General features: G+C 72.5%; 9 protein-coding genes. 4 read left to right on the forward strand and 5 right to left on the reverse strand.

Going from position 1 to position 12,370, the window contains the following annotated elements; genetic code table 11:
• Window positions 1-113: 113 nt before the first annotated feature.
• Window positions 114-2,276 (forward strand): serine/threonine-protein kinase, encoded by a 2,163-nt coding sequence (locus ACU6WZ_RS11770; RefSeq protein WP_447033186.1) that lies wholly within the window; start codon window positions 114-116, stop codon window positions 2,274-2,276.
• A gap of 41 nt (window positions 2,277-2,317) precedes the next feature.
• Here ACU6WZ_RS11770 and ilvD read toward each other — a convergent pair whose 3' ends face one another.
• From ilvD to ACU6WZ_RS11790, 4 genes are all read right to left on the reverse strand, one after another.
• A complete protein-coding gene (gene ilvD / locus ACU6WZ_RS11775; protein WP_447033188.1) occupies window positions 2,318-4,168 on the reverse strand; it encodes a dihydroxy-acid dehydratase in 1,851 nt (616 codons plus the stop codon).
• Between the two features lie 120 nt (window positions 4,169-4,288).
• Window positions 4,289-4,942, reverse strand: a complete 654-nt coding sequence (locus tag ACU6WZ_RS11780) for a TetR/AcrR family transcriptional regulator (protein ID WP_447033189.1) — start codon at window positions 4,940-4,942, stop codon at window positions 4,289-4,291.
• The gene (locus tag ACU6WZ_RS11785) at window positions 4,939-5,757 is read right to left on the reverse strand and encodes a sugar phosphate isomerase/epimerase family protein (RefSeq protein ID WP_447033191.1); all 819 of its coding nucleotides are present in this window, start codon (window positions 5,755-5,757) and stop codon (window positions 4,939-4,941) included. Before ACU6WZ_RS11785 ends, ACU6WZ_RS11780 begins: the two co-directional genes overlap by 4 nt.
• Window positions 5,758-5,802: 45 nt before the next feature.
• Window positions 5,803-6,735 carry a Ppx/GppA family phosphatase gene (locus tag ACU6WZ_RS11790; protein WP_447033192.1) on the reverse strand — a complete coding sequence of 311 codons (933 nt, stop codon included), beginning with the start codon at window positions 6,733-6,735 and terminating at the stop codon, window positions 5,803-5,805.
• A gap of 41 nt (window positions 6,736-6,776) precedes the next feature.
• On the opposite strand from ACU6WZ_RS11790, the gene ACU6WZ_RS11795 reads away from it, so the two are divergent.
• The gene (locus ACU6WZ_RS11795; RefSeq protein WP_447033194.1) at window positions 6,777-7,646 is read left to right on the forward strand and encodes a DUF3109 family protein; all 870 of its coding nucleotides are present in this window, start codon (window positions 6,777-6,779) and stop codon (window positions 7,644-7,646) included.
• Between the two features lie 98 nt (window positions 7,647-7,744).
• Here the strand turns inward: ACU6WZ_RS11795 and ACU6WZ_RS11800 are convergent, their stop codons facing one another.
• Window positions 7,745-9,553, reverse strand: a complete 1,809-nt coding sequence (locus ACU6WZ_RS11800) for a BACON domain-containing protein (protein ID WP_447033196.1) — start codon at window positions 9,551-9,553, stop codon at window positions 7,745-7,747.
• Between the two features lie 173 nt (window positions 9,554-9,726).
• Between ACU6WZ_RS11800 and radA the strand changes: the two genes are divergently transcribed.
• The gene (gene radA / locus ACU6WZ_RS11805; protein WP_447033197.1) at window positions 9,727-11,142 is read left to right on the forward strand and encodes a DNA repair protein RadA; all 1,416 of its coding nucleotides are present in this window, start codon (window positions 9,727-9,729) and stop codon (window positions 11,140-11,142) included.
• 90 nt (window positions 11,143-11,232) lie between these two features.
• Complete coding sequence (gene disA / locus ACU6WZ_RS11810; protein WP_447033199.1) at window positions 11,233-12,354, forward strand: DNA integrity scanning diadenylate cyclase DisA; 1,122 nt, start codon at window positions 11,233-11,235, stop codon at window positions 12,352-12,354.
• Window positions 12,355-12,370: the final 16 nt, after the last annotated feature.

The raw sequence follows: 12,370 nt of genomic DNA on the forward strand, positions 1-12,370 counted from the left end.
TCGATGTTCGTTGCGCGTACGCCGCGCAGGCTAGCAAGCGGCACCGGCATCGCACGCACCATCGACTAGGCTCCGCTCGTCGCGCTTGCGGACGAACACACGGGGGTGGGGCGATGCCGCCGCTGCGCGGTACCGGGAGGGGACCGGAAGCGGAGCATCCGGAATACGCCGGGGACTACCGGCTCGAATCGGTGCTCGGCTCCGGCGGGATGGGTGTGGTGCACCTGGCCATGTCCGCGTCCGGGCTGCGTCTCGCCGTCAAGGTCGTGCACGCCGACCTTGCGGAGGATCCCGAGTTCAGGGCCCGTTTCCGGCAGGAGGTCGCAGCCGCCCGGCGGGTGAGTGGCGCGTTCACCGCCCCGGTCGTGGACGCCGACACGGATGCGGCGCGCCCCTGGATGGCCACCCTGTACATCGAGGGCCACACCCTTGCCGAACGCGTCAAGCGGAACGGTCCACTGCCCGCCGAGGAGTTGCTGAGGCTCGGTGCGGGACTCGCCGAGTCGTTGCGGGACATCCACCGCGCCGGTGTGGTGCACCGCGATCTCAAGCCGAGCAATGTGCTGCTGGCGGCGGACGGGCCCAAGGTCATCGACTTCGGCATCTCGCGGCCCTCGGACAGTGATCTGCGGACGGAGACCGGCAAGCTGATCGGGACGCCGCCGTTCATGGCGCCCGAACAGTTCCAGCGCCCGCGCGAGGTGGGGCCCGCCGCGGATGTGTTCGCGATGGGGTCCGTGCTGGTTCACGCGGCGACCGGCAGCGGCCCCTTCGACTCGGACAGCCCGTACATCGTGGCCTACCAGGTGGTGCACGACGAGCCGGACCTGGCGGGCGTTCCGCCGGCCTTGGCACCGCTGGTCGGCCGCTGCCTCGCCAAGGAGCCCGCCGACCGGCCGACGCCGGACGCGCTGATGGCCGAGCTGAGGTCGGCGGCGTACCGGACGGGCGAGGACACCCGAGCGTTCGTACCGGTGCAGCGGATCGCGGAACCGGGCGACGACCCTGGTCGGCCTCCCCGGGCGCGTCGGGCGGTGTTCACCCTGGTCGGCGTGGTCTTGACCTCGCTGGCCGTCGGCGGAGTTCTCGGCGTACGTGCCGTGGGGGACGGCGCGGGGACCGTCGCCGCCGCGCCGGGGCCGAAGGGCGGGAGTGAGAGCGGGAGCGGCTCCGGTGAGGAGGTGCGTCCCTGGAGCGTGACGCTGCGGACCGGACGGGGCGCCAGCGCGCCCGCTTGTGCGTACGCCGACCGCGCCCTCTACTGCGGCGCCGCCGGCGTCACGGCCGCCCGGCTGCGGCCGGCCGACGGCAGGGTCGACTGGTCGCAGAAGCGGACCGGAGCACTCCGGTCCGGCGTGGACGACAGCGTCCCCGTCCTGTCGGGCAGGCTCCTGCATGTCGTGGTCCCTGGCGGTGAGCGGTTGGAGGCTCTCGATCCGGTGTCCGGTGCGCGACGCTGGGGCGTTGATCTTTCCGAGCGTCCGACCGTCGTTCATACGGAGAGGTCGGTGCTCCTCGTGTCCGTCGACGGAACCGTCGAGGCCCTCGACAGCGCCACCGGCAAGGTGCGCTGGACGGGGCGGCGCTGGGGTGGCGGTGCCCAGTGGGTGACCTCGCCAGACGGAGCCGGCCCGGTCTTCGCGGTCTCCGCGTCGCCCGACGGTACGTCGACCAGCGTCGCCGCCGTCGACCCGGACAGCGGCAGTCGGCTGTGGGAGCAGCGGCTGGGCGGCGGCATCCTCAGCCCGGTCGGCGCCTCGGCCACCGACGCTGGTTCGGGCGGCACCCGGGCCGACCTGTTCCTGCTGGCCTCGGACACCGACGGCCTCACCCATGCGGTCGTCCGGCTCGACACCGCCACACGCACCGCCCGCCGTGTCCCGCTGGTCGCGCCGGTGGACCAGGCGCAGGCCTCGGTGAGCGGGGACACGGCGTACGTCTTCGGGGTGAACGGGTCACTGGCGGCCGTCGACACGCGCCGCACCGGGGGTGCGGCGGACGCCGAGCGGTGGCGGCTGGAGACCTCGGTCAGTCGCGCGTCGCGCCCGGTCGCCACCGGGGACCGCGTCTATCTGTCGGCGGCGGACGGCCGGCTGCTGGCCGTGGGGGCGTCGGACGGGCGGCTGCTGGGGCAGACCGAACCGCGTATGGGCGACGGGCGGTACACCTTCACGGCCACGCTTCCCGCACCCGTGCCGGCCGGGCGCAGGGTGTTCGCGACCGCGCCGGACGGGTCGGTGTTCGCGGTGGACGCGCAGGACCCGGCGCGCTGGTGAGGCGGCCGGGTCGTGAGTGCGATCGGCCCGCGCGAGGCCGGTCAGCCCAGCTTCGACACGTCCCGCACCGCGCCCTTGTCCGCGCTGGTCGCCATCGCGGCGTAGGCGCGCAGCGCGGCCGACACCTTGCGCTCGCGGTTCTTCGGGGCGTACACCCCGGCGAGTGCTTCGCGGCGGGCCGCCAGCGTCTCGTCCGCGACGAGCAGGTCGACCGTGCGGCCGGGGATGTCGATGCGGATACGGTCGCCGTCCTCGACCAGCGCGATCGTGCCGCCGGACGCCGCCTCCGGTGAGGCGTGGCCGATGGACAGGCCCGACGTACCGCCCGAGAAGCGGCCGTCGGTGATCAGCGCGCAGGACTTGCCCAGGCCGCGGCCCTTGAGGAACGACGTCGGGTAGAGCATCTCCTGCATGCCGGGGCCGCCCTTGGGGCCCTCGTAGCGGATGACGACGACATCGCCCTCCTTGATCTCCTTGCGGAGGATCTTGTCGACGGCCTCGTCCTGGGACTCGCAGACGACCGCCGGGCCCTCGAACGTCCAGATCGATTCGTCGACACCGGCCGTCTTCACGACGCAGCCGTCGACCGCGAGGTTGCCCTTGAGGACCGCGAGGCCGCCGTCCTTGGAGTACGCGTGCTCCACGTCGTGAATGCAGCCGCCGGCCGCGTCCAGGTCGAGGCTGTCCCAGCGCTCGGACTGCGAGAAGGCAGTGGCCGAGCGGACACAGCCGGGCGCCGCGTGCCACAGTTCGACGGCCTCGGCGGACGGTGAACCGCCGCGCACGTCCCAGGTCTTGAGCCATTCGGCGAGCGAGTCGGCGTGGACGGAGTGCACGTCGTCGTTGAGCATGCCGCCCCGGTGCAGCTCGCCGAGGATGGCGGGGATGCCGCCGGCGCGGTGCACGTCCTCCATGTAGTACGTGCCGCCGGGGGCGACGTTCGGCGCGACTTTCGCCAGGCAGGGCACGCGGCGGGAGATGGCGTCCATCTCCGGGAGCCCGAAGTCGAGTCCGGCCTCCTGTGCGGCGGCCAGCAGGTGCAGGATCGTGTTGGTGGAGCCGCCCATCGCGATGTCGAGGGCCATGGCGTTCTCGAACGCGGCGCGGGTGGCGATGTTGCGGGGCAGGACGGAGTCGTCGTCCTGCTCGTAGTGGCGCTTGGCGATCTCGACGACCGTGCGGCCCGCGTTCTCGTACAGCGCCCTGCGGGCGGTGTGCGTGGCGAGGACCGAGCCGTTGCCGGGGAGGGCGAGGCCGATGGCTTCGGCGAGGCAGTTCATCGAGTTGGCGGTGAACATGCCGGAGCAGCTGCCGCAGGTCGGACAGGCGTTCTCCTCGATACGGAGGATGTCCTCGTCCGAGATCTTGTCGTTGACGGCGTCCGAGATCGCGTCGACCAGGTCGAGGCTGCGGACCGTGCCGTCGACGAGGGTGGCCTTACCGGCCTCCATCGGGCCACCGGAGACGAAGACGGTGGGGATGTTGAGGCGCAGCGCGGCCATCAGCATGCCGGGCGTGATCTTGTCGCAGTTGGAGATGCAGATCAGCGCGTCCGCGCAGTGCGCCTCGACCATGTACTCGACGCTGTCCGCGATCAGGTCGCGGGAGGGCAGGGAGTACAGCATGCCGCCGTGGCCCATCGCGATGCCGTCGTCGACGGCGATCGTGTTGAACTCGCGGGGCACCGCGCCCGCCGCCAGGATCGCGTCGCTGACGATGCGGCCGACCGGGGCGAGGTGGGTGTGGCCGGGGACGAACTCGGTGAAGGAGTTGGCGACCGCGACGATCGGCTTGCCGATGTCCGCGCTCGCTACGCCCGACGCTCGCATAAGGGCGCGCGCGCCCGCCATGTTGCGGCCGTGGGTGACTGTGCGGGACCTCAGCTCGGGCATCGTCGCTTGCTCCTTTGGGCAGAAGGGACTCCGGTCAAGGGACTTCCCTTCGAGCGTACGCCTCGGATCCACGATCCGGACAGTGCGTCCGCAATGCGGGACGGGCTGCTCAGCCTTCGGTCACGCTTGCGTGAGGTAGCGCTGAAGCGTCGGGGCCACCAGCTCGATAATGCGCTCCGGATCCGCCGAAGCCAGCGGCTCCGCCTTGATCACGTACCGCAGAATCACGATGCCGACCATGTGCGAGGCGGCGAGCTCCGCCCGGAAGGTCGGATCGGGCACGTCAAGATCCCCGGCCACCCGCTCCAGCAGCCGGCGCAGCACGAAAGTCCGCAGCACCTTCGCCGCCGCGTCGTTCGTCAGCGCGGACCGGACGACGGCGAGCAGCGGGGCCCTGGTCGCGGGGTTCTCCCATACGCCGATGAAGTAGCGGGCCAGCCGCTCGCCGATACCGTCCTTGCCCGTGGCCAGCACGGCGGGGAGATCCAGCACGGGCTCGAAGGACATCTCGATGGCCGCGGCGAAGACATCGTCCTTCGTACCGAAGTAGTGATGGACGAGGGCGGCGTCGACGCCTGCCGCCTTCGCGATGCCGCGCATGGACGCCTTGTCGTAGCCGCGCTCGGCGAATTCACCGCGGGCGGCCTGCAGGATCCGCTCGCGGGCGCCCGGACCGGCGTCCTCGGGGGACCGGCGGGGACGGCCGCGGCGGCGGGGGGCCGGGGCGGCCGACTCGGAGCCGGGGCCCTCGCCGCTCACTGGTGCGTCGCTCACTGGTGCGACACCTGGGACGCCAGGTGCAACCGGGTGAACGCCAGGGCCTCCGCGAGGTCGGCCTCGCGTTCGGCGGACGACATCGCGCGCCGCGTGTTGACCTCAATGACGACGTGGCCGTCGAAGCCGCTCAGCGCGAGCCGCTCCAGGAGCTCCGCGCACGGCTGGTTTCCGCGTCCCGGCACCAGGTGCTCGTCCTTCGCCGACCCCTTGCCGTCCGCGAGGTGCACGTGGCCCAGCCGGTCGCCCATCCGGTCGACCATGGCCATCGTGTCGGTTCGGGCGGTCGCGGTGTGGGACAGGTCGACGGTGAAGTGCCGGTAGTCGTCCTTGGTCACGTCCCACTCGGGGGCATACGCCAGCATCTCGCGGTCCTTGTAACGCCAGGGGTACATGTTCTCGACTGCGAAACGGACGGCCGTCTCGTCGGCCATCCGCCAGATCCCGGTCACGAAGTCCCGGGCGTACTGACGCTGCCAGCGGAATGGCGGGTGGACGACCACGGTCGACGCCCCGAGCTTCTCCGCGGCCGCCTGCGCCCGCTGGAGCTTGCTCCACGGATCGGTGGACCACACCCGCTGTGTGATGAGCAGACAGGGGGCGTGGATGGCCAGGACGGGGACACCGTGGTAGTCGGAGAGTCTGCGCAGCGCCTCGATGTCCTGGCTGACGGGATCCGTCCACACCATGACCTCGACCCCGTCGTAGCCGAGGCGCGCGGCGATCTCGAAGGCCGTCGCCGTCGACTCCGGGTACACGGACGCCGTGGACAGCGCGACCTTCGCATCCGGGATGCGCACCACTGGTTCTGCCACGAGGGACAGCGTACGGGCCGCTCCCCGGTGGGCGTCAGGTGGGAGTCAGCCGGTCGGCAGGTGGTCCAGGCGGCGCAGGATGACGCCCTCGCGCAGCGCCCACGGGCAGATCTCCAGCGCGTCCACCTCGAAGAGGTCCATCGCCCCCTCCGCGACCAGCGCGCCTGCCAGCAGCTGCCCGGCGCGGCCGTCCGAGACGCCCGGCAGGCCGGCGCGCTGGGTGACGGGCATGGCGGCGAGCTTGGGCACCCACTCCTCCAACGATCTGCGACTGAGATCACGCTGCACGTACAGCCCTTCGGTGGAGCGGGCCGCGCCCGCTATGCGGGCCAGCTGTTTGAAGGTCTTGGACGTGCCCACCACGTGGTCGGGCCTGCCGAAGCGGCTGAACTCGCCGACCGTACGGGCGATCTGAGCCCGTACATGACGACGCAGCGCCTTCACGTCCTGCGGGTCGGGCGGGTCGCCGGGGAGCCAGCCGGCCGTGAGGCGGCCCGCTCCGAGCGGCAGCGAGACGGCGGCGTCGGGTTCCTCGTCCATGCCGTACGCGATCTCCAGCGAGCCGCCGCCGATGTCGAGCACCAGCAGCTTGCCCGCCGACCAGCCGAACCAGCGGCGCGCGGCGAGGAAGGTCAGCCGCGCCTCCTCAGCGCCGGTAAGCACCTGGAGCGCCACGCCGGTCTCGCTGTGGACCCGGGCCAGGACCTCATCGGCGTTGGACGCCTCGCGCACGGCGGAGGTCGCGAACGGCAGGACGTCCTCGCAGCCCTTGTCCTCGGCCGCCTGGAGCGCGCCGGCGACCGTGGCCACCAGGCGCTCTACGCCCTCGGCGCCTATGGCACCGTCCGTGTCGAGGAGCCCGGCGAGCCGCAGGTCGGCCTTGTGCGAGTGGGCGGGCAGGGGGCGGGCGCCGTGGTGCGCGTCGACAACCAGCAGATGAACTGTGTTCGAACCCACGTCGAGGACTCCGAGTCTCATAGGCGGAACGCTACTGCGGCGTCGCGCTTACCCTTGCCAGCGTGTCGAAGACGAAAAAGGCGAAGTCGGGCAAAGCCGCGAAGCAGCCCACCACCGGGAAGCAGCCGAGCACCGGGAAGCAGAGCAAGCAGGCCCCCGCTCCTGCGGCCGCGCCGGAACAGGACGAGAAGGGTGGGCTGGACTTCGCACGCGCGTGGGTGGAGTTCCCCGACCCCGCGGACGACGAGCAGGTCTTCCGCTGCGACCTGACGTGGCTCACCTCACGCTGGAGCTGCATCTTCGGCAGTGGCTGCCAGGGCATCCAGGTGGGCCGCGCGGACGACGGGTGCTGCACGCTGGGCGCACACTTCTCGGACGAGGACGACGAGAAGCGCGTGGCCGGCCATGTGGCGCGCCTCACCCCGGAGCTGTGGCAGTTCCACGACGTCGGTACGGCCTCCGGGTGGACGCAGACCGACGACGACGGCGAACGCCAGACGCGCCGCTGGGACGGCTCGTGCATCTTCCAGAACCGCCCCGGCTTCGCGGGCGGCGCGGGGTGCTCGCTGCACATTCTGGCGCTGCGGGAGGGCAAGGAGCCGCTGGAGACGAAGCCGGACGTGTGCTGGCAGCTGCCGATCCGGCGTACGTACGACTGGATCGAGCGCCCCGACGACACGCGGGTCCTGCAGATCTCGATCGGCGAGTACGACCGACGCGGGTGGGGGCCCGGGGGCCACGACCTGCACTGGTGGTGCACGTCGGCGACGTCGGCGCACGGGGCGGGTGATCCGGTGTACGTGTCGTACCGGCCGGAGCTCACCGAACTGATGGGGGCGGCAGGGTACGCGCGCCTGGCGGAGCTGTGCGAGGAGCGGGAGGCGGCGCTGCTCCCCATGGCCCCGCACCCGGCGGACCCCGCGGGGCGGTAGTTGGTACTCCGCCCCGGACCGGTCACGGGCGGCGCCGATGCCGACGCGGAGCTGGTGGCGCGGGCCGAGCGCCCGCTCCTCGGACGCCGGCCCCCGCGCTACGAAGGTGACGGGCTTCCGGCCGTGGGGCTCGGGTCCGGGGACGGCGGTGGCGGCGTCGGGTCGGTCGGGCTCGGATCCGGAGACGGCGGTGGCGGCGTCGGATCCGGCGGGGTCGGGCCCGGCGAGGGCGGCGGCGTCGGATCGGGCGACGGGGGCGGCGGCGTCGGACGGGACGGCACCGGCGGCGGCGCGGGACGCCCGTGCCCCCGTACCGCGATCACCGCACCCGACGGATCGACCCCGATCCGCGCCCGCCACGCACCGGCCGGCTCCCGCTCATGGTCCACGGACACGTACACCGTGACCGAACCGCCCGCTTCGAGGGTGCCCGACGACTGGCTCAGGTAGAGCCAGGACGCGTTCGTCCGCGCCGCCCACGACACCCGTCCGCCGCCGGCCGCGCGCAGCGTGACGACGGTGGTACTGCCTGCCGACCTCGCCTCGACCAGCAGCCGGCCGGGTCCGGACTGCTCCGGGCCGCCGTCGCCCGGCATCGACGTACCACCGCTGACGACCTCGACCGACACGTCCGACGACCGGCCGCCCGGGGTCGAGCGGGGGCCTGGGGCGGTGCGGGCGTCGCCCGTGTTCTCGTACGCGTCGTAGCCCGGGCCCCCGGCGCCGCCGGCGGCGCCGGGCAACTCGCCCCGGAGGTCCTCGGGGGCGTCCGCCTCGCTCGCCGTGACCGACGCGCCGCCCTCGCTCTCGCCGGTGAGCGGGGCTCCCCGGTACGCAGCCCAGAGCGCGAAGACCGGTGCGGCGACGACCGTCGCGACGACCGTCGTCGTCACGGCTCGGGTACGCAGCCGGTCCCGCCGCGCCGCGTGGTCCTTGGGGTCCAGCGGGAAACCGTCCCGGTCGAAGCGGGGTACGGCCCCCCGCGCCCGCGGGACGTTGGCCATGGCCGAGTACGCCGCCTGCCTCGGCGCCCCGACGAGGGGCAGCGCGGCCGGCGCGGCGCCCGTCCCCGGCCACGGGCCGCCCGCGCCGGCCCGCTCGGCGCAGCGGCGGCAGTGCGGGCAGTCGTCCACGTGCCGTACGAGCTCGCGGCGCAGGGCCGCGCCGAGCAGCACCTCGCTGTCGCCGGTCAACCGGGCGACGATGGGGCAGCTGCCGCTCTCGACGACGGCCAGTGCGGCCCGGGTGCGCTCCACCTCGCAGGCGGCGGCGGCCAGCAGTTCGCGGGCGGCGGGGTAGTCCATGCCCAGTACGGCGGCGACTTCGCGAGGGCCCAGGCGGTGGCGTACGGCGAGTTCCAGCGCGTCCCGCTGCTCCGGGGTGGTGCCGGCCGCCTCGGGCCAGGCGAGATGGGCCAGTTCGCCCCGGCGGCGCTCGGCCAGCTCGTCGGGTACGGGTACGGGTACAGCCGTGGCAGGCCGGCCCGCTCCATGGGCCCCGCCCGCGTGCGCCCCTGTCCCGCGTGCTCCTGCCCCGCGCGCCGCTCCCGCGTGCGCCCCCTGTCTGCGCCGTTTCTGCTCCGCCAGCCGGCGCAGGCAGGCCCACCGCGCCAGCGCGTACAGCCATGCCTTGCGCTCCGGCTCGCGGGAGGGGCAACGCCCGCGATGGCGCTCGGAGATGGCGAGCACGTGACCGAGCACCGCCGTCGCCGCGTCGTGGTCGCACAGCACGGACAGGCAGTAGGTGAACAGGCCGTCCAGGTACGGCTCGCACCGCGGCGCGGGGGTCTGCGCAGAGGTCTGCGCGGGGGTCTGCACGAGCGTCGGCGCGAGCGGGGTCCGGGGCGCACGACTCTGCGCCCGGTGTGCGCCGGTGGTGTGCGGGGGCTCCAGCCTGCTGCTTGTCACCTGGCGACCGTAGGCAAACGAGGCACGCACCTTGGTACCCCTTGAGCACATTTAACCCGTACGGGTGAACAGATCCCTCGAAAGGGGTCAGGAATCAGCGGTTCCGGACATGTGGAACCAGCGGTTCCGGATACCCGGAGCCGTTGTCGTACCCGACCTGTACGGTCACCACCATGGCTGCCCGTACATCTCGTTCATCCGCGAAGGACCGTCCGGCCCACCGCTGCACCGAATGCGGCTGGACGACCGCCAAGTGGCTCGGCCGTTGCCCCGAATGCCAGGCCTGGGGGACGATCGCGGAGACGGGCACGCCCGCCGTACGGACCACAGCGGCCGGCCGGGTCAGCTCGGCCGCCCTCCCCATCGGCCAGGTCGACGGGCGCACCGCGGCCGCCCGCTCCACCGGCGTCGACGAGCTGGACCGGGTCCTCGGCGGCGGTCTTGTGCCCGGCGCCGTGGTGCTGCTGGCCGGCGAGCCCGGCGTCGGCAAGTCGACGCTGCTGCTGGACGTGGCGGCCAAAGCGGCGAGCGACGACCACCGCACGTTGTATGTGACGGCCGAGGAGTCGGCGAGCCAGGTGCGCCTGCGTGCCGACCGGATCCGCGCGCTCAGCGATCACCTCTATCTCGCGGCCGAGACCGACCTGTCCGCGGTCCTCGGCCACCTGGACGCGGTCAAGCCGTCCCTGCTGGTCCTCGACTCCGTGCAGACCGTCGCCTCGCCGGAGATCGACGGAGCGCCGGGCGGCATGGCTCAGGTGCGCGAAGTCGCGGGCGCGCTCATCCGGGCCTCCAAGGATCGCGGCATGTCGACGCTGCTGGTGGGCCATGTCACCAAGGACGGCGCCATCGCGGGCCCGCGCCTGCTGGAGCACCTGGTCGACGTGGTGCTGTCCTTCGAGGGCGACCGGCACGCACGGCTGCGGCTCGTACGAGGCGTCAAGAACCGGTACGGCGCGACCGACGAGGTCGGCTGCTTCGAGCTGCACGACGAGGGCATCACCGGCCTGGCCGATCCCTCGGGCCTGTTCCTCACCCGGCGTGCGGAAGCAGTCCCCGGTACCTGTCTGACCGTCACCCTCGAAGGCCGCCGGCCGCTGGTCGCCGAGGTCCAGGCGCTCACCGTCGACTCACAGATCCCGTCCCCCAGGCGCACCACGTCGGGTCTGGAGACGTCGCGGGTGTCGATGATGCTGGCGGTGCTGGAGCAGCGCGGACGTATCACCGCGCTCGGCAAAAGGGACATCTACAGCGCCACGGTGGGCGGCGTGAAGCTCACCGAGCCGGCCGCCGACCTCGCGGTCGCACTCGCGCTGGCCAGCGCGGCCAGCGACACCCCGCTGCCGAAGAACCTGGTGGCGATCGGCGAAGTGGGCCTGGCCGGCGAGGTCCGAAGGGTCACCGGCGTGCAGCGCCGGCTGGCCGAGGCACACCGTCTGGGCTTCACGCACGCGCTGGTTCCCGGCGATCCGGGGAAGGTTCCGGCGGGCATGAAGGTGACCGAGGTCGCGGACATCGGCGAGGCCCTGAGAGTCCTCCCGCGCCGCTCTCGCGCACAGGCCCCCCAGGTCGAGGAACAGCGCCGGTAGACTTTGCCCTGGTCTCGCCCATCCGTACGAGTACGCGAGGCGAAGTTCAGTGCCTCAAGGGCACCGCAACCCCGTGACCGGAGGAGTGCAGTGGCAGCCATCGACCGGGCAGCATCCGGAAAGTCCGGCCAAGGCTCAGGCACCGAAGCCCTGATGCGCGCCTCGCTGAGCGCTGTCGCGCCAGGCAAGGGGCTGCGTGACGGCCTGGAGCGCATCCTGCGCGGCAACACCGGCGGCCTCATCGTCCTCGGTATGGACAAAACAGTCGAATCCATGTGCACCGGTGGATTCGTCCTGGATGTGGAGTTCACCGCGACCCGCCTCCGTGAGCTGTGCAAGCTCGACGGGGCGCTCATCCTCGACAAGGACATCACCAAGATCCTACGGGCCGGGGTGCAACTGGTCCCGGACGCCTCCATCCCCACCGAGGAGACCGGCACGCGCCACCGCACGGCGGACCGCGTCTCCAAGCAGTGCAACTTCCCCGTCGTATCGGTCTCCCAGTCGATGCGCCTGATCGCGCTGTACGTCGACGGGGAGCGCCGGGTCCTGGAGGAGTCGGCGACGATCCTGTCCCGCGCGAACCAGGCGCTGGCCACCCTGGAACGCTACAAGCTCCGCCTCGACGAGGTCGCGGGCACGCTGTCCGCGCTGGAGATCGAGGACCTGGTGACGGTCCGCGACGTGACGGCGGTGGCGCAGCGCCTGGAGATGGTGCGCCGTATCGCCACCGAGATCGCCGAATACGTGGTGGAGCTGGGCACCGACGGACGGCTTCTGTCGCTCCAGCTCGACGAGTTGATCGCGGGCGTCGAACCGGAGCGCGAACTGGTCGTACGGGACTACGTTCCGGAGCCGACGGCGAAGCGTTCGCGCACGGTCGACGAAGCGCTGACCGATCTGGACGCGCTGCCCCACACCGAGCTCCTCGAACTGCCGGTCGTGGCACGGGCGCTGGGCTACAGCGGCTCACCTGAGACACTGGACGCCGCGGTCTCACCGCGTGGGTACCGGCTGCTGGCGAAGGTTCCGCGGCTGCCGGGCGCCATCATCGAGCGGCTCGTCGAGCACTTCGGCGGTCTGCAGAAGCTGCTCGCCGCGAGCGTCGACGACCTCCAGACGGTCGACGGCGTCGGCGAGGCGCGGGCCCGCTCGGTGCGCGAGGGCCTGTCACGGCTGGCCGAGTCGTCGATCCTGGAACGTTACGTCTGACGCGCCCGCCGCAGTG

It is taken from the genome of Streptomyces hypolithicus (assembly GCF_052934925.1).

Bases quoted from the DNA above. Each gene is read 5' to 3' on its own strand.
- ACU6WZ_RS11770 (WP_447033186.1), top strand. From the start codon at position 114: ATGCCGCCGCTGCGCGGTACCGGGAGGGGACCGGAAGCGGAGCATCCG.
- ilvD (WP_447033188.1), bottom strand. From the start codon at position 4,168: ATGCCCGAGCTGAGGTCCCGCACAGTCACCCACGGCCGCAACATGGCG.
- ACU6WZ_RS11790 (WP_447033192.1), bottom strand. From the start codon at position 6,735: ATGAGACTCGGAGTCCTCGACGTGGGTTCGAACACAGTTCATCTGCTG.
- radA (WP_447033197.1), top strand. From the start codon at position 9,727: ATGGCTGCCCGTACATCTCGTTCATCCGCGAAGGACCGTCCGGCCCAC.